The sequence below is a fragment of the Pseudolysinimonas kribbensis genome (assembly GCF_039531715.1).
GTDB classification, from domain to species: Bacteria; Actinomycetota; Actinomycetes; order Actinomycetales; family Microbacteriaceae; genus Pseudolysinimonas; species Pseudolysinimonas kribbensis.
Genome location: NZ_BAAAQO010000004.1, coordinates 412,453 through 435,259 on the forward strand (window position 1 = coordinate 412,453; position 22,807 = coordinate 435,259).

The following is a 22,807-nucleotide window of genomic DNA, read 5'->3' on the forward strand; positions in this document are numbered from 1 at the left end:
CTGCACAGGGCATTCGCGTCAGATGGATCGGCGTCAGCGCCGTCGCGCGCGCTGAATGCGCACGAGGAGCGGCCAGAGGTAGCTGACGGCGAAGGCGAGCACCCCGAGGAACAGGATGCCGCGGAACAGGTAGCGGAAGATCCCGAAGAAGGGGTCGAACGCGAGGAAGGCGAGCATGACGACGCCGGCGAACATCACCGTGCGCAGGATGCTGATCCGCCGCAGCGGAGGGCGGCGCTCGTCGGTCACCCTCCGAGCGTAGGTGCTCGCGTGCAATCCCTCGCCGAGAACGACGAACGGGCCGCCCTCCCGCAGGAGAACGGCCCGTCGAAGAAGGTCGCGGTATCGATCGACTATCGACGCATCGAATCGGCCGTGGCCGATTCGATCAGACAGCGCTGCCCGACGGTCTTCGCCGCTAGCGGCGAAGACCCAGCCGCTCGATCAGCGAGCGGTAGCGCTCGATGTCGATGTCCTGCAGGTAGCCCAGCAGGCGGCGGCGCTGTCCCACGAGGAGGAGCAGACCACGACGCGAGTGGTGGTCGTGCTTGTGCTCCTTGAGGTGCTCGGTCAGGTCCTTGATGCGCTTGGTGAGCATCGCGACCTGGACCTCCGGGGATCCGGTGTCGCCCGGCGTGGTCGCGTACTCGTCGATGATCGCCTTCTTGGTCTCAGAATCGAGTGCCATAGATGGGATCCCCTTCCTCTCGTTGCGCGGTGCCTGCCCCCGGGTGGGGCGGCTCTCTCATTCCGCGGCCGTCGTGACGGCAACCTTGCGAGAATAGCAGAGCACACGAGGGTGCCGCGTGGCCCGACCCGGCCTCAGCGCAGCGCGAAGTTGTCGCGGAACACTCCCTGCGGGTCCCACTCGCCCTTGAGGGTCCGCAGCCGCGCGAGCGTCGCCGCCGGCCAGGCGCGCTCGATGCGCGCGACATCGCGGCTCGTCTCGAACGAGATGTACATGCCGTCGTAGAGGGGCAGCAGCTCCGCATCCCAGTACTCGTCGAGCCCCCGGCCCGGCGCTCCCAGGGCGACCACCGAGAAGTTGGCGGAGCGGGTCGAGTAGGCCGTCGCGTCCTGCGGTACGTCGGCGACGGCGCCGCCCACCGACCGCAGCTGGAAGAAGTAGCTGAGGCCGCGATCCAGCAGCTCGGTCGCGCGCTGCGCCCAGTCGGCGCTCAGGTGCTCGATGAGGCCGGAGCGAGCGTGCGGTTCACCCTGCCCCTGGTGCGGCGCCGGCGAGACATTCTGCGACATCACCGAGGCGTACGGTGCGATCTGCACTGACTGCTGAACGAGCGGTCCCAGCTCGGCGAAAGGTCGGAGCCGGGCCACGACGGTGTCGGGGTCGTCGCTGTGCACGACCCCGAAGACCTGGACGATCCGCTGCTCGCTGCCGGACCGCCCGCCGGTCAGCAACGACAGCGTCGTGTCGCGCGGCGCCGCCTCCATGAGGCGACCGAAGGTCTCGAGCACGCCCGCCGGTCCCCCGGGCGCCGCCGATGCGTCGAAGGCCAGCTGCGCCCAGCCCACGTCGCCGCCCTCGTGGGCCTCGAACTCGAACGACGTCGCGATCCCGAAGTTGGCGCCCGCTCCGCGCATCGCCCAGAAGAGATCGGGATTCTCGTCCTCAGACGCACCGAGCAGACGCCCGTCGGCGGTCACGAGCTCCACGCGCCGCAGGCGGTCGATCGTGAGCCCGTGCTCTCGTGCGAACCAGCCGATCCCTCCCGCGGTGGCGAGACCCCCCACCCCGACCCCGCCGTAGTCGCCGCTCGTGAGCGCCCAGCCGTGCGGCTCGAGGGCGGCCGCGACATCCATCCAGCGCGCACCGGCACCGACGCGCACGCGCCGCGTCGCCTCGTCGAGCACCTCGATCGCGTTGAGCGCCGAGACGTCGATCACGATGCCCCCGTCATTGGTCGAGCGGCCGCTGATGCCATGCCCGCCGCTGCGCAGGCTCAGCGGTCCCGCCTGGGCTCGCGCGAAGCCGAGCGCCTCGGCGGCCTGCTCCGCGTCGCGCACGGGCAGCACGAGACCCGGACTGCCGCCGCGCAGGTAGGTGTTGCGCACGGTGGCGTAGCGGACGTCGCCCGGTTCGATCGCGGCCTCGGCGAGCGATGCCGGCACCGCGTCGTAGTCGATGCCCGAGCGACGCCGCGCGAGCGCCGCCGCCGGGCGGACGCGGCCGGTGCTCGTGCCGGCGCCGGCACGAGCCTCCTCCACGGCGTCGCGCAGCAGCGGGATCACATCGAGCGCGAAGTTCTGGATCGTCGACGGGTCGTCGCTCGCGAGGATGAACGTCGAGACGCCGTCCTCCACGACCAGCGGGAGCAGGTCGTGGACCCATGACGAAGGCGGGCCCTGCAGTGTGTCACGGCGCTCGGGAAGGAAGGAGCCGCCGATATTGAGCAGGCGCCGCACCTCCCGCGGGTCGCGCCCTGCACCCGCTGCGGCGGCGTCGATGATCTCGTTGCCGCGCGCCAGGTCGCCGGGCTGCAGGTAGAGGTACGTCGGCAGCCAGCCGTCCGCCTTGCGCCCGATGAGGCGCTGCATCCGTGGCTTCATCGCGCCGAGCCAGATCGGGATGTCATGGGCGGGTGCCGGCCCGCGCTTGGCGCCGTCCACGTGGTGGTACTCCCCCGCGATGCGCAGCGGTCTGCGCTCGGAGACGTCCCAGATGCCGCGGATGATGTCGATCGCCTCGTCGAGTGCCGACACGGCCTCGCCCGCGGTGCGCAGCGGCATACCCATGGCGGCGACGGCGTCGGAGAAGCCCCCCGCGCCGAGGCCGAGCTCGAAGCGGCCATGGCTCAACAGGTCGAGACTCGCCGCGCTCCGTGCGAGCATGGCGGGCTGGCGCATCTGCCCGTTGAGGACGTTGCCCGACACGTGGATCGTCTCGGTCTCGGCCAGGACCCAGCTGATGAGCGTCCAGGTGTCGAGGAACGCGGGCTGGTAGGGGTGGTCCTGGAACGTCGCGAGGTCGTAGCCGAGGCTCTCGCTCAGCTGCGCGAGGGCGACCGGCTGCTCGGGCGCGGCGTTGGTGGGGGTCAGGAAGGTTCCGAAGCGCAGAGGGTGACCGTAGTCGGGCATGCCTTCAGCGTCGACCCGACCCACCGCCGGGTCAAACGGAGCGTTAGCCGCTTACCTCATGTAAGCGAGGACGCTCCGCGTCGGTCTCGTCGATGCCCCATCGCACGATCGGCTGCAAGACCCGCATGAGCGACCGACCGCGCTCGGTCAGGCGGTACCGCACCTGCACGGGCGTGGTCGGCACGATCGTGCGCACGATGAGGCCCTCGCGCTGCAGCTCGGTCAGGCGCTGGGCCAGGAGACGGTCGGAAATGCCCGTCACCATCGCACGGTATTCGCTGAACCGCGTCGCCCCCCGCGCCCCGGCCAGCAGGATCGCCGAATTCCATCGACGGCCCACGACCTCGAGATGCGCCTGGAAGGCACGGCAGAGCGCGTCGTCGATCTGTTCGAAACCGGGATCGGGCGCGGCATCCGCCGGGAGAGAAGTCACTTACGCATCGTAAGGCGCGTCGCACTCGGACGCCCGATGCCCCTCGACCCCGACCGATGGGTCGCCCCTCAGGCGAGCCGGACCTCTCCGGTCCGCGGCCGCGACGCCCGCCGGCGGCGCAGAGCAGCCGGCAGGGTGATGACGAGCGCGAGGAGCACCCCGAGCGCCGTGCCGAGCGAGTTGGCCACGAGATCCCGGATGTCGCTGACCCGCCCCGGGAGGAACAGCTGGGCCGCCTCGATCGCGACGCTCAGCACGAAGCCGGTCAGGATCGCGGCCCACCAGCCCCGGCGCCCCATCAGCAGCAGGAGCAGCACCCCCACGGGCAGGAACATCGCCACGTTCGCGCTGAACTCGATGAGCGCGTAGGTGATCCACGACAGCGACGGGTGCTCGCGCACGAACCCGAGCAGCTGCCAGACCCCCGCGGCGCGCACCAGGCCGGTCGGCTGCGGTCCGAGGGTGACCCAGCCGACGACCGCGAGGTAGAGCGCGGTCGCGGTCGTGAGGAGGGGATGCTGGCGGATCACGGCATCCACTCTTCACGGCGCACCTTATCGGCCGCGTATCGAACGCCCCACTCCGGCTGGGAAGCATCTCGGAGCCATCCTCGACACGGGCGGCGACCCGCCACTGTCGCAGCGGAGGATCCCCATGACGACAGCCGCCCGCCCCCACCACCGTCTGCGCCGCGACGTCGGTGGGCTCGGCCTGCTGTTCGCCTCGGTGGGCTGGATCATCGGATCGGGCTGGCTGTTCGGCGCCTACACGGCATCCACGATCGCCGGACCCGCCGCCGTCTTCTCGTGGCTGATCGCGGCGGTCATGATCATGCTGCTCGGGCTCACCTACGCCGAGCTCGGGCCGATGTTCCCGATCTCGGGCGGTGTCATCCGGTTCCCCGACATGGTGTGGGGGCAGTTCACGAGCTACTCGCTCGGCTTCATCACCTGGATCGGCACGGTCACCGTGCCCGCCGTGGAGACCGAGGGGGCGCTCACCTATGCCACCCGCTTCCTGCCCTTCACCGTGCAGGCCAAGGGCGGCGGCACCGCCGAGCACGTGCTGACGCCGCTCGGGTACGTCACGGCGGTCGTGCGGCTGGCCGTCTTCGTCGTGCTCAACTACTTCGGCGTCAAGCTGTTCGCGCGGGTGAACAACGTGCTCGTGTGGTGGAAGCTCGCGATCATCGCGCTCATCATCGTCGTCTTCCTCATCACGGCGCTCGGCACCACCAGCATGGGCAGCCCGGCGAACTTCACGAGCCACGGATTCGCGCCCGAGGGGGTCGGGGGCGTCTTCGTCGCGATCTCGACCGCGGGCATCGTCTTCTCCTACGGCGGGTTCCGGCAGAGCATCGAGCTGGCCGGCGAGTCGCGCAACCCGAAGCGCAACGTGCCGCTCGCGGTCATCGGCTCGATCACCATCACGGCCGTCATCTACGCCCTCCTGCAGCTCGCGTTCACGCTCGGCGTGCCCCAGCACCTGCTCGGCCACGGCGGCTGGGAGAAGCTCACCTTCGCCAACGACGCCGGACCGCTCGCCGCCATCGCCACGATCGCCGGGCTCGGCTGGCTCGCGTTCCTCCTCTACCTGGATGCGGTGGTTTCCCCGCTCGACACGGCGCTCATCACGACGGCGGCCACCGCGCGCGTGTCGTACGCCCTCGCCCGCAACCGGAACGCCCCCGAGGTGCTCGCGCGCACCAACCGCCACGGGGTGCCGTGGGTGGGTCTCGTCGTCACCTTCGTCGGCGGCCTCGTGCTGCTGCTGCCGTTCCCGAGCTGGCAGCAGCTCGCGGGCTTCATCACGAGCTCCACCGTGATCTCGTTCGGGGTCGGCCCGCTCGCCGTCGGGGCGCTGCGGCGGGCCGAGCCGAAGCGCGAGCGGCCGTTCCGGCTGCCGTTGGGCGACGTCATCCCGGTGCTCGCCTTCTACGCGGCGAACATGATCGTGTACTGGGCCGGCTGGGAGACCAACTCGAAGCTGTTCGTCATCGTGCTCATCGGGCACGTGCTGCTCGTCGTGCTGCGGATCGTCGGACGCGTCCGCGGCACGAATCAGCACCTCGACCTCCGGGTGGGTGCTGTCTGGCTGCTGCCGTGGCTGGCCGCGATGGCGCTCATCAGCCGGCTGTGTGATCCGACCACCCATCCGGAGCTGTTCGGCTGGGTCTTCCTGATCAACATCGCCGTGACGGTGGGGATCTACTTCCTCGCGATGCGCTTCCGGCTGCCGAAGGAGAGCATCGACGAGCACATCGCCGTCGCCGTGAAGGAGGCCGGCGACACCGACGCTGCCTGAGCCCCTGCTGGCAGTCCGGTGCGACGCTCCCCCACGGGAGCAACGTCGAGAGCGAGACCGGAGGGGAACTCGACGATGACGACCGCACACCACCGCCCGACGTACGACGTGACCGGCACCGGGGGCGGCCCCAAGCTCAAACGGGACATCGGCGCTCTCGGGCTGCTGTTCGCCTCCATCGGCTGGATCATCGGGTCGGGCTGGCTGTTCGGCGCGTTCAACGCGTCGAAGATCGCGGGGCCGGCCGCGATCTTCTCCTGGCTGATCGGCGGGGTGCTGATCCTGCTGCTCGCGCTCACGTACGCCGAGCTCGGGCCGATGTTCCCGGTGTCGGGGGGCGTCATCCGGTACCCGCATCTCGTCTGGGGCTCGTTCACGAGCTTCTCGCTGGGCTTCGTGACGTGGGTCGCGACCGTGACGGTGCCGGCGATCGAGACGGAGGGCGCGCTCACCTACGCGACCAGGTTCCTGCCGTTCACGACCGCGGCGACGGCCGGCGGCGAGGTGCAGCACGTGCTCACGCCGCTCGGCTACGCGACCGCCGTGGTGCTGCTCGCGGTGTTCGTGCTGCTGAACTACTTCGGCGTCAAGCTCTTCGCGCAGATCAACAACGTGCTCGTCTGGTGGAAGCTCGCGATCATCGTGCTGGTCATCGTCGTCTTCCTGATCACCGCGCTCGGCACGACGCAGATGGGCAGCCCCGCGAACTTCACGAGCCACGGGTTCGCGCCCGGCGGCGTCCCGGGCGTCTTCGTCGCGATCTCGACCGCGGGCATCGTGTTCTCGTTCGTCGGGTTCCGGCAGGGCATCGAACTCGCGGGCGAGACGCGCAACCCGAAGCGCAACATCCCGATCGCGGTGATCGGCTCGGTCGGCATCACGGCGATCATCTACGCGGCGCTGCAGGTCGCGTTCACGCTGGGGGTGCCCGAGAAGCTGCTCGGCCACGGCGGCTGGGAGAAGCTGAGCTTCACCAACGACGCCGGCCCGCTCGCCGCCATCGCGACGATCGCCGGCCTCGGCTGGCTGGCCTTCCTGCTCTATGTGGATGCCGTCATCTCCCCCGCCGACACCGGCCTGATCACGACCGCGGTCTCCTCGCGCGTGAGCTACGCCCTGGCCCGCAACGGCAACGCGCCCGCGTTCCTGGCCCGGCGGAACCGGCACGGCGTTCCCTGGATCGGGCTCCTCGTGACGTTCGTCGCGGGGCTGATCGTGCTGCTGCCGTTCCCCAGCTGGCAGCAGCTCGTCGGCTTCATCACGAGCGCCACCGTGATCTCGTTCGGGGTGGGCCCGCTCGCGGTGGGCGCGCTGCGGCGCGTGGAGCCGCAGCGCGAGCGGCCGTTCCGGCTGCCGGGCAAGGACGTCATCCCGCTCCTCGGCTTCTACGCCGCGAACATGATCGTGTACTGGGCGGGCTGGCAGACCAACCAGAAACTGTTCGCGACGATCCTCCTGGGGTACCTGATCCTGCTGATCTGGCAGCTCGTCGGCCGGGCGCGCGGCTCCCGCCCGACGCTCGACTTCCGGTCCGGTGCCGTGTGGCTGCTGCCCTGGTTCGCGGCGATGGCGCTCATCAGCTGGCTGTGCGATCCGGAGGCGCATCCGGAGCTGTTCGGCTGGGTCTTCCTGATCAACGCCGTCGTGACCGTCGTCATCTACGTGCTCGCGCTACGGTTCCGGATGCCGAGGGCGCGCACCGACGAGCTGATCGCCGAAGCGGAGGAGGAGGGTGCGGAGGAGGCCACTTCCTCGCCCACGAGCTAGGCCGAGTGGACTAGAAAAAGATCGTCGGCATCCTGTCGATTCCGCGTCGGCGGTGCGTCATCCCTGCGAGAGGCGGGAGGATCCCGCCGACGACCGAAAGGAAACGCACATGGAGTACATGCTCATCCTCGCCGCCGACGCCGAGGCGAACGCCAAGATGTCGGTGCCGGGTCAGCCCGGGTTCGAGGAGCAGATCGCCGGCTGGGTCGCCTTCAACAAGAGCCTCATCGCCGACGGCAGCTTCATCGCCGGCGGGCGCCTGCAGGGAGTCGAGACGGCGACGACCGTCACCTTCTCGGACGGCGCGACCTCGCTCACCGACGGTCCGTTCGCGGAGACGAAGGAGCTGTTCGGCGGGTACTACGTGATCCGCGCAGACGACCTCGACGCGGCGCTGGCCGTCGCGAAGCGGGTGCCGTTCGTCGACGGCGTCGTCGAGGTGCGGCCGCTGCTCGCGCGCACGGCGGACGACGGCGCGATCAGCCCGTCCGTCTGACGCGTGGCGACGTCGGACGCCGGCATCCGGCTGCGGGTCAGCCGCCTCGCTCGTGAGGAGGGCGGTCGCGTCATCGCCCTCCTCGCGGCGCGGTTCGGCGACCTCGATCTCGCCGACGAGAGCGTGCAGGACGCGCTCGTGCGGGCGATCGAGACCTGGGAGGACGACGGCGCCCCCGACAATCCCGCCGCCTGGTTGTACCGGGTCGCGCACAACATCGCCGTCGACCGGCTGCGTCGCGCCGCGAGCGCCGCGCGGCGGCTCGAGCGAGCGGCGCCCGACCTGCTGCGCGAGCCCGATGTTCCGGAGGAGGTGCCGATCGTGGAGCAGACCCCCGTCGGCGACGAGCAGCTGCGGCTGATGCTGCTGTGCTGCCATCCGGCCCTCGACCGCGACACGCAGATCGCGCTCACGTTGCGACTCGTGGGCGGCCTCACGACCGACGAGATCGCCGCCGCCTTCCTCGTGCCCGAGGCGACGCTCGCCCAGCGCATCGTGCGGGCCAAGCGCAAGATCCGCGACGCGCGCATCCCGCTCACGATCCCCGCCGATCTCGGAGAACGCGTCGGTGTGCTGCTGGCCGTGCTGTACCTCATCTTCAACGAGGGCTACCTCGCGCGCGGGTCCGCGGGCTCCGCGGGAGACGCCGTGCGCCTCGACCTCGCCGACGAGGCGATCCGCCTGACCGCCACGGCGGCCGACCTGCTGGGGGGCGACCCGGAGGCCGGCGGACTGCTCGCGCTGGAGCTCTACCATCGGGCTCGGATGGACACCCGGCTCGACGCATCCGGCGAGCTCGTGCTGCTCGAGCAGCAGGACCGCACCCGGTGGGACCTCGCGACCGTCGCCCGCGCCGACCGAGCGCTGGAACAGGCCCTCGAGGGTGCGGAGCCGCCGGGGCCGTATCGGCTGCAGGCGCTCATCGCGGCCGCGCACGCCCACGCGCGCACCGCCGACGAGACCGATTGGCCGCAGATCGTGCGGCTGTACGAACTGCTCCTGCGGCGCTCACCGACCCCCGTCGTCGCGCTCAACCGCGCCGTCGCGATCGCGATGGCCGACGGACCACGCGCGGGTCTCGCGGCGCTCGACGAGGTCCAGGGCCTCGACGCCTACCACCTGCGACACGCGACCGAGGGCGAGCTGCTGCTGCGTGCGGGTGAGCCCGCCGCGGCCCTCGCGGCACTCGAACGCGCGCTGCCGCTCACCGTGAACGCGGCCGAGCGCCGTCATCTCGAGCGACGGATCGCCGAGGCCCGCGCGCGGGCAGGAACGGCCCAGCCCGGTACGGCACACTGAGCGCATGCTCGCCGCCCGCCTGCTCGACGTGCTGCTGATCCTGGTCCTGCTGGTGTACCTCGGCGAGGGCGTGCGCAACGGCTTCGCCCGCAGCGTCAGCGCGATCCTGGGGGTCATCGCGGGCGGCGCGATCGCCTTCTTCCTCATCCCCCTGCTCGCCGGCATCGTGCCCGATCCGTTCTGGCGCACCTTCCTCGTCGTCGCCAGTTCGGCCGCCCTGCTCCTGGGCGGGCATGCCCTCGGCGCCGCCGTCGGGCGGTCGCTGCGCGGGCGCCGGAACCACCTGAATCCACTCGACCGCTTCTTCGGCGGCCTCGCGAACTTCGTGGTCGCCGCGCTCGTCGTCGGGATGATCGCGGGCGGGATCGGCGCGCTCGGCATCCCGCTGCTGTCCCGCGCCGTCGCGAACTCGTATGTGCTCAGGGGGATCTCGGCGGTCACACCGGACCCGGTGGAGGCCGCGCTCGCGCAACTGCGCTCGACCGTGCTCTCCGAGGGCCTGCCGAGCCTGCCCGACCCCGGCGGCGTCACGGCTCCCCCGACGGCTCCGACCGGGCCGACCGACACCACGGCGCTGCAGCGCGCGGCGCAGTCGGTCGTGCGGATCAGCGGCACCGCCTACGCGTGCGGGCAGAACCAGTCCGGATCCGGCTTCGTCGTCTCGACCGGCAGGGTCGTGACGAACGCCCACGTCGTCGCCGGCGTGACCCAGCCCGTCGTCGAGGCGCCGAACGGGCAGGCCATCGAGGCGAGCGTCGTGTACTTCGACCCGCACCACGACCTGGCGGTGCTCGCCGTCCGCGGGCTCGACGTCGCGCCGATCGCGATGGGCGATGTGCTCGGCACCGGCGACCACGCGGTCGTCGACGGCTACCCGTACGGCGGACCCTTCACGACCGGCCCCGCGCGCGTGCTGGCCGTCACGCGCTCGAGCATCGACGACGTCGGCGACGACGGCCAGACGGTGCGCGAGATCTACTCGCTTTCGGCCGACGTGAAGCCCGGCAACTCGGGCGGCCCGTTGCTGGCCGTCGACGGCCGGATCGCCGGGATCGTGTTCGCGCGCAGCTCCGACCAGGCGAACCTCGGCTACGCCATGACCGACGATGAGCTCGCCCCGGTGGTGCAGCGTGCGCCGGCGCTGAGCTCGTCCGTCTCCTCGGGCGCCTGCACGAGGGGATGACCGGATGACGCACCTCCAGACCCGGCGCGGCGACATCACGACCGTCGCGGTCGACGCGATCGTGAACGCCGCCAACAGCTCGCTGCTCGGCGGCGGCGGGGTGGATGGCGCCATCCACCGGGCGGGCGGCCCCGAGATCCTGGCGGCGTGCCGTGAGCTCCGAGCCACCACGCTGCCGGACGGACTGCCGGCCGGGCGGGCGGTCGCCACGACGGCGGGTCGGCTGCCGGCGCGCTGGGTGATCCACACGGTCGGCCCCGTGTACTCCCGCGCCGAGAACCGGTCCGCGACCCTGGCCTCCTGCTATCGCGAGTCGTTGCGCGTCGCCGATGACCTCGGCGCCCGGACGGTCGCCTTCCCGGCGGTGAGCGCGGGCGTCTACGGATGGCCGATGGACGACGCCGCGCGCATCGCCGTGCGCACCGTCGTCGATGCGGCGACTGACGTCGAGACGGTCGTCTTCGTGCTCTTCGGCGACGGCGCGAAAGCCGCCTTCGATCAGGCGCTGAGCGAGCTCGCGCGCTGACGCGTCCGCGCTAGAGGGCCCCGAGGTACATCGTCAGGACCGCCGCGAACGAGAGCACGAGCGTGAGCAGCACGAGCGCGGCGAGCACGATGCCGATCACGCCCCAGACGCTCATCCGCGTTCGGCCGTCGCGGGTCAGACGCACCGCCCGGATGCCGAATCGGAGCGTCTGGGCCGCCAGCGCTCCCACGACGATCACGTGCAGGGCCTCCAGCACCATGGCGGCGAACAGCAGCCGCGATGCGTCGGAGACGGCGTACACGACGCCGAAGCCGGCGGCGCCGACGACGATGTTGGCCAGGATGGTCAGCGCGCCGAACTGGATGGTGCGACGCGTCGCCACATCCAGGGGCGCGACGACCCGATCCGCCGCTAGGGCGGTTCCGCACGCTGAGCAGAAACGGGAGTCGGCAGCAGCCCCCCAGCCGCATCGCGCACAGCTCGAGCGCAGCGGGACAGTGAGTGTCGCTGCGGTCATCCCCACATCCTAGGAAGCCTGTACCCCCGAAACGGGGGGGGTTGGCTGGGAATCAGGCCGCCGGCCCGGCGATGAGCGCGACGGTCGCCTGGTGCGCGGCGCCGGTCGCGTCGGTCCAGGCGATCTCCACCCGGTCGCCGACGCGGTGCGCCGCGATGGCCCCGGCGAGCGAGGTCCCGTCGACCTCGGTGCCGTCCACCGCGGTGATGATCGAGCCCGCGCCGATGCCCGAGGCCGCGGCGGGGGTGCCGGCGACAACGCCCGCGATCAGCGCGCCCGTCGCGGGCTGCTCGGTCGCGACCTCGACGCCGAGGAAGGCCGGGAGGCCGATCACGACTCGGTCGCTCGCGTCGCCCGCGACGATCCGCTCGGCGACCGACAGGGCGGTCGAGATCGGGATGGCGTACCCGGTGACCTCGGCGCTGCCGCTCGAGGCGGCCGTGGCGATCCCGGTGACCTCGCCCTGGGCATCCAGCACGGGTCCGCCGGAGTCGCCCGCGACGACGTCGGCGTCGAGTTCGATCAGCCCGCTCAGTGTCTTCGGGCGACCCGTCGTGTCGTCGGTGACCTGGATGCCCTGATCCAGGGCCGCCACCGTGCCGTTCGCGGCGACCAGGTTGCCGGTGCCCTTGGCGTTGCCCACGTCCGTGATGGCATCGCCCACCGCCAGCCGGTCGCGGTCGATGCGGGCGGGCGTCAGGCCGGTCACGTTCGCACCGGTGCCCGTGACCAGCTGGAGCACGGCGATGTCGTCCGTCGCGTCGGTGCCGACGACCTCGGCGCGGTACGTGACGTTCGTGCTCTCCACCGTCACCTCGATCGCGGTGGAGCCCTCGACGACGTGGTTGTTGGTCAGCATCCGACCGTGCGAGGTCAGGATGACGCCCGTGCCGGCGGCCTCCTCCCGGCCGTCGAACCCGATCTTCGAGACCACCGTGACCACACCCGCCTTCTGCGCGGCGATCGCCGGCGTGGCGCCGGCGGGCGCGCGGTCACCCTGCCGGAAGCCGTAGCCGCCGAATCCGCCGCGTGAGCCGTCGCCCCCGCCCGCGCCGCCGTCGCCACCGTCGCCCTGCCGGTAGAGGCCCGGCAGCGTGGAGGGCGAGGCACCCGGGTTGTCCGGTTGGCGGCCGATGGCACCCGCGAAGAGGGCGACGCCGATGCCCGTGCAGCCGATCCCGACCGCGAGCGCCGCAACGCCGGCGATGAGCATCGCGCGGGCGCGCCGGCCCGAAGCGTGCTGCGGGGGCTGCGGGGGCTGGGACTGCTGATCGAGGCCGGGGGTGCTGTCATCCATGAGCCCATGTCAGCGCCGGCACCTCGGTGAACCCTATGACGTGGCTGCGTCCTGTACGGGAGGTCGCTTCATGAACCATTCGGTGAAGGTGCGCGCCCGCCCGTCGTCGGCGAACTGGATCACCCAGAGGTTGTCGTACACCCTGGCCAGGCGCAGGTAGTCGGTCACGCCCTGCACGAAGCCCGTGTCGCCGTCGACGTGCACGGCCCGCACCTCCCACGTGGTCGTCTCCGGCTCGTCGCGGTTCTCGAGCCAGCTCGCGAGGATCGCGTCGATGCCGACGACCGGTTCGTCGTCGTACGGGTGGTATCGATACGCGGCGTCGTCGGTGAACAGGGCCCGGATGTCGGCCTCGGCGTTCGACTCCCAGGCCCGGCGGTAGCCGGCGACCCAGTCCTGCACATGCTGTCGGTCGGTCATGGCTCCGGTGTAGCGAGCGCCACCGACACCGGCGCGTCGCCGGTGATCACGACCTTGCCGCGCAGGTGGCCGGTCTCCAGGCGCTCGAACGCCTCCCGCACCCGCTCGAACGGGTACGACGCCGCGATCGGCAGCTCGATCCGGCCGCTCACGACCAGTGCGGCGAGGGCGCCGAGGGTGTCGAGGTCGGTCGGGCCACGGCCGACCCGCCGGATGCCGAACGGGCCGGGATCGGTCGCGTTCGTGTTGATGCGCTCCGGCGCGATGCCCAGCTCGAGGAACTGCCGGATCGCCTCGGGGCCGTGCAGGTCGAAGGCGGCCGTCGCGCCGTCGGGCGCCCGTTCGCGCACCGCGGCCACGAATCCGTCGCCGTACTCGACGGGCTCGACGCCCCGCGACGCCAGCCAGGCGTGATTGCCCCGCGACGCGCTGCCGATCACCCGGATGCCGCGGTGCACCGCGAGCTGACCGAGGACGACGCCGACGCCGCCCGCCGCCGCGCTCACGAGGATCGTGTCGCCCGCGTGCAGGTTCTGCGATCCGAGCGCGTCCCACGCCGTCTGACCGGCGAGGGCGAGTCCCCCGGCGACCTCCCACGACATGTCCTCGGGCTTGCGGGCGAAGAAGGTCTCGGACTGCACGAGGCGCTCGGCGAAGGCGCCGTCGGGCACCGAGCCGAACACCTGGTCGCCCGCGACGAGCCGTTGCACGCGGGGGCCGGTCGCCTCGACGACGCCTGCGAGCTCGCGGCCGATGCCGGAGGGGAAGCTCACGTCGTACGCTCCCGGTGCGCTCCGACGCTTGGCGTCGGCGGGATTCAGGCCCGCGGCGCGGAGGGCGATCCGCACCTCTCCCTCGCCGGGTTCGGCATCCGGCTCATCGACGACCCGCAGCACGTCGGGGCCGCCGAACCGATCGAAACGGACGACGCGACTCATGCTCCGATCGTACGCAGGGGTTGACGCTCGTCCCCGACGGTCGCATCCTGGTCGTAGGTCAACTGATCGCCCAGAAGAGCCGGAGTCTTCGACCCGCCACTGGGCGATCAGTCTTTAACCGCCCCGCGTCGGCTTGGATGGCTCCATGCCCGCCCCGCTCGACCTCGCTCCGCTCACGGCACCGATGCCGCCCTCGGCCGTGCAGGCCTGGCGGGCTCGGGCCCGCGCGTCTCGCGCTCCGTGGGCCACGATGGGCGCGCAGCAGATCGTCGCGATCGTCATCGCGGTGCTCGTCGGCGGCTTCTTCGTGCTGACCTTCGGCGGCGTGATCGGCGGTGTCCTGGCCGACGCGGCGCACGGCGGGGCCTCGTTCCCCGTCGGGGGCCTCGTCTTCATCGGGGGGATCGCCGTGGCCGCCGTGTTCGTCGTCCGCGCGATCTTCCGCAGCACCGGCCGCTGGGGTCGCTGGGCCCGTATCGATGCATTCGCCCGCGCGAACGGCTTCGCGTTCTCGCCCCAGGACCTCCCGCCCGCCTATCCCGGGCTGATCTTCGGCCTGGGCTCGTCGCGGCAGGTCCGGGAGCACGTCATGTCGACCAGCGGCCGGTTCTTCGACATGGGCGGCTACGTCTACACCACGGGCTCCGGCAAGAATCGCTCGACGCATCACTGGAGCTTCCTCGCGGTCCGGCTCGACCGGCGGATGCCCAACATCGTGCTCGACTCGCGCGCCAATAACGGCATCATCGGTTCGAACCTTCCGGTCGCCCTCGCGCGCGACCAGGTGCTGCACCTCGAGGGCGACTTCGACCGGTACTTCACGCTGTACTGCCCGAAGGACTACGCGACCGACGCCCTGTACGTCTTCACGCCGGACCTGATGGCGTTGCTGATCGACGAGGCGGCGCCCTTCGACGTGGAGCTCGTCGACGACTGGTTCTTCGCCTACTCGTCGCGCCGGCTCGACATGAGCGCCCCCGGCACGTACCAGCGGCTGTTCCGGATCATCGACACGGTCGGGGCGAAGACGCTGCACCAGACCGAGCACTACCGCGACGATCGCGTCGCGAACTCGATCACGGCGAACGTCGTGGCACCCCAGGGGGCCCGGCTCCGGCATGGCGTGTCGGTCGGCGCCGTCATCGGCGTCGTCGTGGTCGCGGGATGGGTCGGATGGTGGATCGTGTCGGGATTCCTCGACCTCTGACGCGCCGCGACCCGCTAGCCCGCCGCCCGCGCAGCCCGGTCGCCCGCGGCCGCCGCGCCGATCCGCCCCCGCTCGGCGCTGAGCCGGGTGAGCAGGGCTGCCTCGTCGAGTTGCGCGGCCGCGCGGTTGCGCCCGATGACGATGCGGTTGCGGGTGAGGGCGAGCCGCGTCGCGTCGCGGATGTAGCGCTTCATGACGGGGCGCAGACGGTGCTGCGCGGCCCAGGTGAGCGCCTGGCGACGTCCGCCCGGGGTGGCCAGCGACACGATCTCGCCCGCATGGAACCAGCCCGCGGCGACGTAGTCGCCGAGCCGCAGCTGGGTGAGCCGGATCTCGCGCCGGCGCAGCAGCACGACCATGACGACCGCGAGCACGAACAGCGGCACCTGCACGACCACGTAGTAGCCGAAGAAGTCGGAGACGAACGACAGGCTCCCGTTCCAGAAGGCGTGCAGCAGCGCCGCCGGCACCCAGCCGATGATCGCGAAGAGCACGCCGAGCCAGCGGCCTCCGCGCAGCGCCGCCAGGCCGATGAAGAATCCGGTCAGCGACGTGAACATCGCGTGGGCGAACGGGGAGAGCAGCCCGCGCAGGATGAAGAGCTGCACCACCTCCCCGCTGGTCGCGTGCGGGTCCGCCAGCTCGAGGCCGAAGTACTGGATGTTCTCGCTGAACGCGAATCCCGCCGCGACGGTGACGGCGAAGACGATGCCGTCGACCGGCCCGTCGAAGTACTTGTTGGCCACCAGGAAGATCAGCAGCACGCCGAGCCCCTTCGCGCCCTCCTCGACCATCGGCGCCTGCACCACGGCCTGGAACAGGTCGGTCGCACCATTGGCTCCCCCGTGCGCCTTGACGAAGATCTGCACCGCCGAGTCCACGACGAGCGCGATGACGATCGACGACCCCGCGCCCCACAGGAACGCGAAGATCCGGATGCCGATCGGCTCCGGCTCCCACCGGTCGATCCAGTGCGCCCCCAGCAGCACGATCGCGAGCGGCACGAGCGCCATGAGGCCGGCGACGAAGAACGCGGGCGGTCCGAGCACGATCCCGAGATAGGCGATCACGAGCAGGAGGGCGACGCCGACCACGAGGAAGCCGACGATGCCGCCGACCAGGATCCCGACGCTGCGGGGACGGCGCGGAGGCGGTGTCAGCGGGTGCCGCGTGCTCGCGCGCACCTCGTCCGGGGCGGTCTGCGGGGCGGTGGTCGCGGGCTCGGTCGGGCTCGTCATGCGCACACGATATCCGCGCCGCGCGACCGTGTCGGCCGACGGGACACGGAAGGCTCCGGCGTTCCCGGGCTCAGGGGTGCTCGACGTCGGCGCAGCGCCCGCGGATCGTGCCGGCGTAGTCGGCGAGCAATTCGCGCAGGCGGGGCTGGAAGGTCTCGGCGACGCGCGCATCGAGCTCCGGCCGGTCGGCCCGCCTGCCCGCACCGAGCTGCCGGCCCCAGTCGATCAGCAGACGCTCGGCCTCGGTCACCTGGGGCTCGAGCGGGTCGTCGCCGGAGTCCTCGATCTCGCGGCGCAACGGCGTCGCGACCTCGTCGCACGGGTAGCCATCGGCGACGGCGAAGGCGAACATCGTCACCGCGCGTTCGCCGAGGAACGGCACGAGCTCGTCGCGCAGCTCCTCGCCCTGCTCGGCCATGCGCTCAGCCTACGGCGAGCGGCCGACGCGGGTCAGGCCGCGATGCGCGAGTCGGCCTCGCCGAGCGTCGTGACGCCCTCGAACACCCCGCGACGGATGGCCTGGAACACCTCGACCGCGGCCTGGGCGAGGCGCCCGTGGCTGCCGAAGCCGGCGCGACGCGAACGCACGTCGTCCTCGATGGCCACCGCCGCCGAGGCGGCCGGCTCGACGACGCGCGCCCCGAGCGAGCGCGCCCAGGCGCCCGTCATCTCGGCCACGAGCGGATCGGTGGAGACGACGCGCACGTCCTCTCCCCGGGCGAACGGGCGGGTGCGCACGAGAGCGCGGGCGATGAGGCCGGGCCCGAGGTAGCTGACGACCTGCTCGTCGGTGATCCATGACGGCACGCCCAGGACGTCGTCCTGGTCCATCAGCAGCAGCTCGGGCAGCTCCTCACCGCGATCGCGCCAGGCGACCCGGTCGCGCGGGGCGAATCCGTTGGTGTCGGGCCCCGCGGCATCCACGATGCCGACGATGAAGCCGCGACCGCGCCGGGTCGGGCGCAGGCGCAGACGCCCGATGGACGGACGCGGCACGACCAGGTGCGTGCCGGCGTGCGACGACGCCGGCACGGCCGTCAGGGTGCCGGTTCGCGGGCTCGAAGTGGTTCGGTGCATGTTCATCTGATTCGTTGTGGTCACGTCATTCAGGTGCAACCGGTTCATGCGGACCGGTATTCCACGGCGTGCACTCAGATGGCCTTGCCCGGATTGAGGATGCCGAGCGGGTCGAACACGGCCTTCAGCCGCCGTTGCAGGTCCATGACGTCGTCGCCGAGCTCGTCGCGCAGCCAGCGGCGCTTGAGGATGCCGACCCCGTGCTCCCCTGTGAGCGTGCCGCCGAGCCGCAGGCAGGCCTGGAACAGCGCGTCTGCGGCATCCCAGACGTGGTCGGGCACCTCGACGAATCCGTCGACCGTGTCGGCCTCGAACACGAAATTGGGGTGCAGGTTGCCGTCGCCCGCGTGCGCGACGGTCGGGATCAGGATGCCGTACTCGGCCTGCACCCGTTCGATCGCCGCGAACATGGCCGGCAGCGCGCTGCGCGGCACGGCGACGTCCTCGATGAGCACCGCGCCGCGCGCCTCGTTCGACGAGTGGAACGCGCGGCGGATCTCGAACAGCCGCTCCGCGTCCGCGGCATCCGCGCTGCGTTCGGGGCGGCCGCCGAGCGAGCGGATGACGGCCTCGGCATCCGAGGCCTCCCGCTCGGACGCATCGCCGTCGGTCTGCACGAGCAGCTGGGCACCGCGACCGCCGAGGTCGATGCCGAGGTGCGCGCTGAGACCCTCCAGCGCGGTCGCGTCGAGCAGTTCGAGGATCGCGGGCCGGATGCCGCTGGCCACCATCACCGATGCGGCGCGCGCCGCCTGCTCCACCGAGTCGAACGCGGCCGAGATGGTCACCTTCTCGCCCCGCGGCAGCGGGCGCAGACGCAGGGTCGCCTCGGTGATGACGCCGAGCGTGCCCTCCGACCCGATCATCAGGGCCGTGAGGTCGTAGCCGGTGACGCCCTTGACGGTGCGATGCCCGACCCGCACAGCGCGCCCGTCGGCGAGCACCACCTCGAGTCCGAGCACGGCCTCGCGCGTGACGCCGTACTTGACGCAGTGCAGGCCGCCGGCGTTGGTGGCGATGTTGCCGCCGACCGTGGAGATCGCGCGGCTCGCGGGATCGGGCGCCCAGAACAGGCCGTGGCCCGCGAGGCGCTCGTTCAGATCGGCGTTGATGACGCCCGGCTCGACGACGGCGAGCTCGTCGTCGCGGGACACCTCGAGCACGCGCGTCATCGCCGCCGTCGAGACGACGAGCTCCCCGCCGCCGGCCTGCGCCGCGCCCGCGAGGCCCGTTCCGGCGCCGCGCGGGACGACCGGGATGCGGTGCTCCGTCGCGAAGCGCAGGGCCGCCTGCACGTCGCCGGTGCTACGCGCCTCGACGACGGCGAGCGGCACCGTGGCGGAGACCTGACCCGAGCGGTCGCCCTGCGCGGCGCGGAGCGCCGCCGGGTCCGTGCGCACCACCTCGTCGCCGAGCGCCCGGCGCAGGGCCTGCTGCAGCTCGGGCGCTGGCGGGGTGACGGGCGCAGCCTCGGTGCTCATCCGTTCAGGCTATCCACGGCATCCTGATGTCCGATTCCCGCCAGGTGATGTCGGTGGCCACTGTCAGGCTTGGGGGCATGACGGCACGGGACGCGTCGAGCGCGCGAGGCTTCGACGAGATGTACGGCGCGCTCGCGTCGCGCGATGCCCGCTTCGACGGGCAGTTCATCGCCGGCGTGCACTCCACCGGCATCTATTGCCGCCCGAGCTGCCCGGCGGTCACGCCGAAGCCCGGCAACGTCAGCTTCTACCGCACGGCCGCCGCCGCCCACGAGGCGGGGCTGCGCGCCTGCAAGCGCTGCCAGCCGGATGCCGTGCCCGGCTCCCCCGACTGGAACCTCCGCGACGACCTCGCCTCGCGCGCGATGCGGCTCGTGCAGGACGGTGTCGTCGAACGCGAGGGGGTCGGGGGTCTCGCGCGCCGACTCGGCTACACGAGCCGGCACCTGACGCGGGTGCTGACGACCGAGCTCGGAGCCGGCCCGCTCGCCCTCGCGCGCGCCCACCGCGCCCAGACCGCCCGCGCGCTCCTCGCCTCGACCGACCTGCCGGTGAGCGACATCGCGTTCGCGGCCGGATTCGGCAGCCTCCGCCAGTTCAACGACACCATGGCCGAGGTGTACCGCGCGACGCCGACCGAGCTTCGGGCCATCACCCGTCGGGGACCGCGAGGTTCCGCGGTCGCCCACCCGGCCGGCGGGAGCGCCTCGATCTCCCTGCGCCTGCCGGCACGGCCGCCCTTCGACGGCGCGGGTGTCCTGCGCTTCTTCGCCGACCACGCCATCCCGGGACTCGAGAGCGGCGACGAGACCGCCTTCGAACGCACCCTCGCCCTGCCCCACGGGCCGGCCGCCGTGCGCGTCGCGCTCGACCCGGACCAGCCGGGCGTGCTCGTGCAGGCGCGGCTCGCCGATCTCGCCGACGTGCCGGCACTCTCCGCGCGCGTCCGGCGCATGTTCGACCTCGACGCCGACTCCGTCGCCATCGACGAGGCGCTCGGCGCCGACCCCGCGCTGCGGCCGCTCGTCGCGGCGGTGCCCGGCATCCGGATCGCCGGGGTCGCCGACGGCGAGGAGGCGCTGTTCCGCACGCTCGTCGGGCAGCAGATCTCGGTCGCGGCGGCCCGCACCGTGCTCGGGCGGCTCGTCGCCGACCTCGGCGGCGGCGCCTTCCCGTCCGCCGCCGCGATCGCCGAGCGCGGCCCCGAGGTGCTGCGCGGGCCCGCGACCCGGATCGCGACGATCATCGGCGCGGCCGAGGCCGTCGTGCGCGGCGACCTCCGGCTCGACGTCGAGACCCCCGCGGTCGAACTGCGGGAGCGGCTGCTCGCGCTGCCCGGCATCGGGCCCTGGACCGCGGACTATCTCGCGATGCGCGCGCTCGGCAATCCCGACACGCTCCCGGCCAGCGACCTCGTGATCCGGCAGAGCGCCGGAGCGCTCGGGCTGCCCGACGGCGTGCGCCCCCTCGCCCGGCGGGCAGCCGCCTGGGCGCCGTGGCGCTCCTACGCGGCGCTGCACCTCTGGCGAGCACGTCCGGCGCGGATCGCGCGCCGCGACGCGGCCTGACCCCACGGCATCCTGCGCCCTGGCGGCCTGTCCCCCTCCCCCTCCCCCGCCCCCTCCCCCCTCCCCCGCCCCCCGTCAAAAGTTCAGGAGTTCGGCGGCGCGTCGTCGCGTGATCCGTCGGGACAGGCGCCGGGCTCCTGAAGTTTTGACGGGCGGCGTCCCGGTGGCGCGCCGGCGGCGCTACCGCGGCGTCTCGGCGGCGCGCCGGCAGCGTCCCGGCGGCGCGACCGCGGCGTCCGGGTCCCAGCGGCGGCGCATGCGTGACGCGACGGGGCCTGACCCGACGGCATCCCGAGCACTGCTCGACGTGCGCGTAGGCTGTCGTCGCTCATGTTCGTGTCCGTCGTCATCCCGGTCCGCAACGACGGCCCGATGCTCCGCCGTGCGCTCGACGCGCTCGCCGCGCAGACCCGTCGCGCGGACGAGATCGTGGTCGTCGACAACGGGTCGACCGACGACTCCGCGGCGATCGCCGCCGCCGCCGGCGCCCGCATCGTCACCGAGCCGATCGCCGGCATCCCGCGCGCGTCCGCCGTCGGGTACGACGCCGCCCGGGGCGACATCATCGCGCGCATCGACGCCGACACGGTCGTCCCGCCGACCTGGCTCGAGCATGCCCTCACCGACTTCGACGACGCGCAGGTCGACCTGCTGACGGGTCACGCCACGTTCTACGGCGCCGGAGCGGTCACCCGCCGCCTCGGACGCGCCTGGTGGGTCGGCGGCATGTACTGGTCGATGAGCATCTACCTCGGGCATCCGCCGGTCTTCGGATCGAACTTCGCGATGCGCCGCCAGGTCTGGACGCAGTTGGGTGACGAGGTGCACCGCTACGGCCTCGGCATCCACGACGACCTCGACCTCAGCCTGCACGTGAAGCCGTGGATGACGGTGCGCCACGACCCGAGCTGGACGGCCGAGATCTCCGCGCGTCCGTTCGCCACCGTGCGGGGGCTCGCCCGGCGGCTGCGCTGGGTCATCCCGACCCTGCGCGGACACGGCTCGCCGTGGCGCCGCAAGGCGCTCTGGCGGCGCTGGCACGAGGAGGGCACCTGGGGCCCCATCTCCGCGGGGGCCGCACCGGACTGGGCGGTCGACGGCTGGGCCGGCGACGACGCCGAGCCCGGCGAGGGTCACGCCATCGCGTAGAGCTCGAGCAGGTCGCGCGTGAGCTGGTGGGGCGCGGTCTCGCTCGGCGAATGCCCCGTGTCGTAGCCCGCGAATCGTGCGCCGATGCGTTCGGCGAGGGCCTGCGAGCGCTCCACCGGCCACAGGTCGTGGATGCCGACCACGACGAGCTTGGGGATCGGGAGCTCCCGCAGCTCGGCCTCCACATCGGGCGCGTGCATCATCAGGTCGATGATGTCGTCGACGCTGCGCCGCGAGGTGAGCGCGAACCGGGAGCGCACGAACGCGTGCCTGCCGGGGTCGACCTTGGTGGCGTTCAGCTTGACGCCGTTGACCATGAAGAAGGCGCCCACCCGTGCGCCGGCGACGCGGGCCAGCCACCCGACCCGCTTCATGCGGGCGAAGCCGTTGCCCGGGTCGGGCGGCGTCGCGAGCAGCGTGAGTGAGCGCACCAGGTCGGGTCGGCGGACGGCGACGAGCTGCGCCACCGTGCCGGCGAAGGAGTAGCCGAGAAGGTGCGCCGGGGTCGGGCCGGCCTCGAGGAGGGCGACCATGTCGTCCACGAACAACGTGTAGGTGTACCGCGCACCGGGCGGCGGGCCCGCGCTGCCCGACTCGTACTGGCCGGCGATGTCGACGGCCTGCACATGGAAGCCGGCCTCGGCGAGCGCCGGCATGATGAGGATGAAGTCCTCTTTCGACCCCGTGACCCCCGGCGCCATGAGGATCCGCGGATGGCTCGGGTCGCCGAGCGAGATCATCGCGATCTCGCCGCTGGGCGCGACGAAACGCGAGGCGATGGCGCCGGGTGGGAGCACCGACCAGTCGATGTCGGGCAGGGCGGCGTCGAGTCGCGCCGCGTCATCCACCC

At 72.2% G+C, this 22,807-nt stretch carries 23 protein-coding genes; 9 read left to right on the forward strand and 14 right to left on the reverse strand.

Annotated elements, in window-relative coordinates; translation table 11 throughout:
* Positions 1-33: 33 nt before the first annotated feature.
* The 5 genes from ABD285_RS12590 to ABD285_RS12610 all read right to left on the reverse strand — a co-directional run bounded on the left by ABD285_RS12590 (position 34) and on the right by ABD285_RS12610 (position 4,059).
* The gene (locus ABD285_RS12590; protein ID WP_284255248.1) at positions 34-249 is read right to left on the reverse strand and encodes a hypothetical protein; all 216 of its coding nucleotides are present in this window, start codon (positions 247-249) and stop codon (positions 34-36) included.
* A 169-nt stretch (positions 250-418) separates the two neighbouring features.
* Positions 419-688 (reverse strand): 30S ribosomal protein S15, encoded by a 270-nt coding sequence (gene rpsO, locus ABD285_RS12595; RefSeq protein ID WP_284255247.1) that lies wholly within the window; start codon positions 686-688, stop codon positions 419-421.
* Positions 689-822: 134 nt separating this feature from the next.
* Complete coding sequence (locus tag ABD285_RS12600; protein ID WP_344202849.1) at positions 823-3,096, reverse strand: LLM class flavin-dependent oxidoreductase; 2,274 nt, start codon at positions 3,094-3,096, stop codon at positions 823-825.
* Positions 3,097-3,139: 43 nt separating this feature from the next.
* Positions 3,140-3,529: a winged helix-turn-helix transcriptional regulator gene (locus tag ABD285_RS12605; RefSeq protein WP_284255246.1), complete on the reverse strand. Its 390-nt coding sequence runs from the start codon at positions 3,527-3,529 to the stop codon at positions 3,140-3,142.
* Positions 3,530-3,597: 68 nt separating this feature from the next.
* Complete coding sequence (locus ABD285_RS12610) at positions 3,598-4,059, reverse strand: VanZ family protein (protein ID WP_284255245.1); 462 nt, start codon at positions 4,057-4,059, stop codon at positions 3,598-3,600.
* A 124-nt stretch (positions 4,060-4,183) separates the two neighbouring features.
* Here ABD285_RS12610 and ABD285_RS12615 point away from each other — a divergent pair, with 124 nt between their 5' ends.
* The 6 genes from ABD285_RS12615 to ABD285_RS12640 all read left to right on the forward strand — a co-directional run bounded on the left by ABD285_RS12615 (position 4,184) and on the right by ABD285_RS12640 (position 11,104).
* Positions 4,184-5,833, forward strand: coding sequence for an APC family permease (locus tag ABD285_RS12615; protein WP_344202852.1), 1,650 nt, complete (start codon positions 4,184-4,186; stop codon positions 5,831-5,833).
* 75 nt (positions 5,834-5,908) lie between these two features.
* Positions 5,909-7,600, forward strand: a complete 1,692-nt coding sequence (locus ABD285_RS12620) for an APC family permease (RefSeq protein ID WP_344202854.1) — start codon at positions 5,909-5,911, stop codon at positions 7,598-7,600.
* Between the two features lie 109 nt (positions 7,601-7,709).
* Entirely contained in the window at positions 7,710-8,096 is a 387-nt protein-coding gene (locus ABD285_RS12625; protein ID WP_284255242.1) for a YciI family protein, read from the forward strand.
* Between the two features lie 3 nt (positions 8,097-8,099).
* Positions 8,100-9,395, forward strand: a complete 1,296-nt coding sequence (locus tag ABD285_RS12630; RefSeq protein WP_344202856.1) for an RNA polymerase sigma factor — start codon at positions 8,100-8,102, stop codon at positions 9,393-9,395.
* A 4-nt stretch (positions 9,396-9,399) separates the two neighbouring features.
* Positions 9,400-10,578, forward strand: coding sequence for a MarP family serine protease (locus ABD285_RS12635; RefSeq protein WP_284255239.1), 1,179 nt, complete (start codon positions 9,400-9,402; stop codon positions 10,576-10,578).
* Positions 10,579-10,582: 4 nt separating this feature from the next.
* Positions 10,583-11,104, forward strand: a complete 522-nt coding sequence (locus ABD285_RS12640) for an O-acetyl-ADP-ribose deacetylase (protein WP_284255238.1) — start codon at positions 10,583-10,585, stop codon at positions 11,102-11,104.
* A gap of 10 nt (positions 11,105-11,114) precedes the next feature.
* On the opposite strand, the gene ABD285_RS12645 is transcribed toward ABD285_RS12640, so the two are convergent.
* The 4 genes from ABD285_RS12645 to ABD285_RS12660 all read right to left on the reverse strand — a co-directional run bounded on the left by ABD285_RS12645 (position 11,115) and on the right by ABD285_RS12660 (position 14,237).
* On the reverse strand, positions 11,115-11,447 hold the full coding sequence (locus ABD285_RS12645) for a hypothetical protein (RefSeq protein ID WP_284255237.1): 333 nt from the start codon (positions 11,445-11,447) through the stop codon (positions 11,115-11,117).
* A 187-nt stretch (positions 11,448-11,634) separates the two neighbouring features.
* Positions 11,635-12,879 (reverse strand): S1C family serine protease, encoded by a 1,245-nt coding sequence (locus ABD285_RS12650; protein ID WP_284255236.1) that lies wholly within the window; start codon positions 12,877-12,879, stop codon positions 11,635-11,637.
* A gap of 33 nt (positions 12,880-12,912) precedes the next feature.
* Positions 12,913-13,299, reverse strand: a complete 387-nt coding sequence (locus ABD285_RS12655; RefSeq protein ID WP_284255235.1) for a nuclear transport factor 2 family protein — start codon at positions 13,297-13,299, stop codon at positions 12,913-12,915.
* Complete coding sequence (locus ABD285_RS12660; protein ID WP_284255234.1) at positions 13,296-14,237, reverse strand: NADP-dependent oxidoreductase; 942 nt, start codon at positions 14,235-14,237, stop codon at positions 13,296-13,298. Before ABD285_RS12660 ends, ABD285_RS12655 begins: the two co-directional genes overlap by 4 nt.
* A 145-nt stretch (positions 14,238-14,382) precedes the next feature.
* On the opposite strand from ABD285_RS12660, the gene ABD285_RS12665 reads away from it, so the two are divergent.
* A complete protein-coding gene (locus tag ABD285_RS12665) occupies positions 14,383-15,444 on the forward strand; it encodes a hypothetical protein (RefSeq protein ID WP_344202859.1) in 1,062 nt (353 codons plus the stop codon).
* 14 nt (positions 15,445-15,458) lie between these two features.
* On the opposite strand, the gene ABD285_RS12670 is transcribed toward ABD285_RS12665, so the two are convergent.
* The 4 genes from ABD285_RS12670 to ABD285_RS12685 form a co-directional block, all read right to left on the reverse strand.
* Positions 15,459-16,682, reverse strand: a complete 1,224-nt coding sequence (locus ABD285_RS12670; protein WP_344202861.1) for a PrsW family intramembrane metalloprotease — start codon at positions 16,680-16,682, stop codon at positions 15,459-15,461.
* A gap of 70 nt (positions 16,683-16,752) precedes the next feature.
* Complete coding sequence (locus tag ABD285_RS12675; RefSeq protein ID WP_284255231.1) at positions 16,753-17,100, reverse strand: hypothetical protein; 348 nt, start codon at positions 17,098-17,100, stop codon at positions 16,753-16,755.
* Between the two features lie 32 nt (positions 17,101-17,132).
* Positions 17,133-17,759, reverse strand: coding sequence for an MDR/zinc-dependent alcohol dehydrogenase-like family protein (locus ABD285_RS12680; RefSeq protein WP_284255230.1), 627 nt, complete (start codon positions 17,757-17,759; stop codon positions 17,133-17,135).
* Between the two features lie 74 nt (positions 17,760-17,833).
* Positions 17,834-19,240 carry an FAD-binding oxidoreductase gene (locus tag ABD285_RS12685; protein WP_284255229.1) on the reverse strand — a complete coding sequence of 469 codons (1,407 nt, stop codon included), beginning with the start codon at positions 19,238-19,240 and terminating at the stop codon, positions 17,834-17,836.
* A 77-nt stretch (positions 19,241-19,317) separates the two neighbouring features.
* Here ABD285_RS12685 and ABD285_RS12690 point away from each other — a divergent pair, with 77 nt between their 5' ends.
* Positions 19,318-20,808 (forward strand): DNA-3-methyladenine glycosylase 2 family protein, encoded by a 1,491-nt coding sequence (locus tag ABD285_RS12690; protein WP_344202864.1) that lies wholly within the window; start codon positions 19,318-19,320, stop codon positions 20,806-20,808.
* A 330-nt stretch (positions 20,809-21,138) separates the two neighbouring features.
* Positions 21,139-21,957 carry a glycosyltransferase family 2 protein gene (locus ABD285_RS12695; protein ID WP_284255228.1) on the forward strand — a complete coding sequence of 273 codons (819 nt, stop codon included), beginning with the start codon at positions 21,139-21,141 and terminating at the stop codon, positions 21,955-21,957.
* On the opposite strand, the gene ABD285_RS12700 is transcribed toward ABD285_RS12695, so the two are convergent.
* Positions 21,942-22,805 (reverse strand): alpha/beta fold hydrolase, encoded by an 864-nt coding sequence (locus tag ABD285_RS12700; RefSeq protein ID WP_284255227.1) that lies wholly within the window; start codon positions 22,803-22,805, stop codon positions 21,942-21,944. The genes ABD285_RS12695 and ABD285_RS12700 overlap by 16 nt on opposite strands.
* Positions 22,806-22,807: the final 2 nt, after the last annotated feature.

Bases quoted from the DNA above. Each gene is read 5' to 3' on its own strand.
- ABD285_RS12665 (WP_344202859.1), top strand. From the start codon at position 14,383: ATGCCCGCCCCGCTCGACCTCGCTCCGCTCACGGCACCGATGCCGCCC.
- ABD285_RS12640 (WP_284255238.1), top strand. From the start codon at position 10,583: ATGACGCACCTCCAGACCCGGCGCGGCGACATCACGACCGTCGCGGTC.
- ABD285_RS12600 (WP_344202849.1), bottom strand. From the start codon at position 3,096: ATGCCCGACTACGGTCACCCTCTGCGCTTCGGAACCTTCCTGACCCCC.
- ABD285_RS12690 (WP_344202864.1), top strand. From the start codon at position 19,318: ATGACGGCACGGGACGCGTCGAGCGCGCGAGGCTTCGACGAGATGTAC.
- ABD285_RS12685 (WP_284255229.1), bottom strand. From the start codon at position 19,240: ATGAGCACCGAGGCTGCGCCCGTCACCCCGCCAGCGCCCGAGCTGCAG.
- ABD285_RS12635 (WP_284255239.1), top strand. From the start codon at position 9,400: ATGCTCGCCGCCCGCCTGCTCGACGTGCTGCTGATCCTGGTCCTGCTG.
- ABD285_RS12695 (WP_284255228.1), top strand. From the start codon at position 21,139: ATGTTCGTGTCCGTCGTCATCCCGGTCCGCAACGACGGCCCGATGCTC.
- ABD285_RS12655 (WP_284255235.1), bottom strand. From the start codon at position 13,299: ATGACCGACCGACAGCATGTGCAGGACTGGGTCGCCGGCTACCGCCGG.
- rpsO (WP_284255247.1), bottom strand. From the start codon at position 688: ATGGCACTCGATTCTGAGACCAAGAAGGCGATCATCGACGAGTACGCG.
- ABD285_RS12670 (WP_344202861.1), bottom strand. From the start codon at position 16,682: ATGACGAGCCCGACCGAGCCCGCGACCACCGCCCCGCAGACCGCCCCG.
- ABD285_RS12620 (WP_344202854.1), top strand. From the start codon at position 5,909: ATGACGACCGCACACCACCGCCCGACGTACGACGTGACCGGCACCGGG.
- ABD285_RS12615 (WP_344202852.1), top strand. From the start codon at position 4,184: ATGACGACAGCCGCCCGCCCCCACCACCGTCTGCGCCGCGACGTCGGT.
- ABD285_RS12680 (WP_284255230.1), bottom strand. From the start codon at position 17,759: ATGCACCGAACCACTTCGAGCCCGCGAACCGGCACCCTGACGGCCGTG.
- ABD285_RS12675 (WP_284255231.1), bottom strand. From the start codon at position 17,100: ATGGCCGAGCAGGGCGAGGAGCTGCGCGACGAGCTCGTGCCGTTCCTC.
- ABD285_RS12650 (WP_284255236.1), bottom strand. From the start codon at position 12,879: ATGGATGACAGCACCCCCGGCCTCGATCAGCAGTCCCAGCCCCCGCAG.
- ABD285_RS12625 (WP_284255242.1), top strand. From the start codon at position 7,710: ATGGAGTACATGCTCATCCTCGCCGCCGACGCCGAGGCGAACGCCAAG.
- ABD285_RS12660 (WP_284255234.1), bottom strand. From the start codon at position 14,237: ATGAGTCGCGTCGTCCGTTTCGATCGGTTCGGCGGCCCCGACGTGCTG.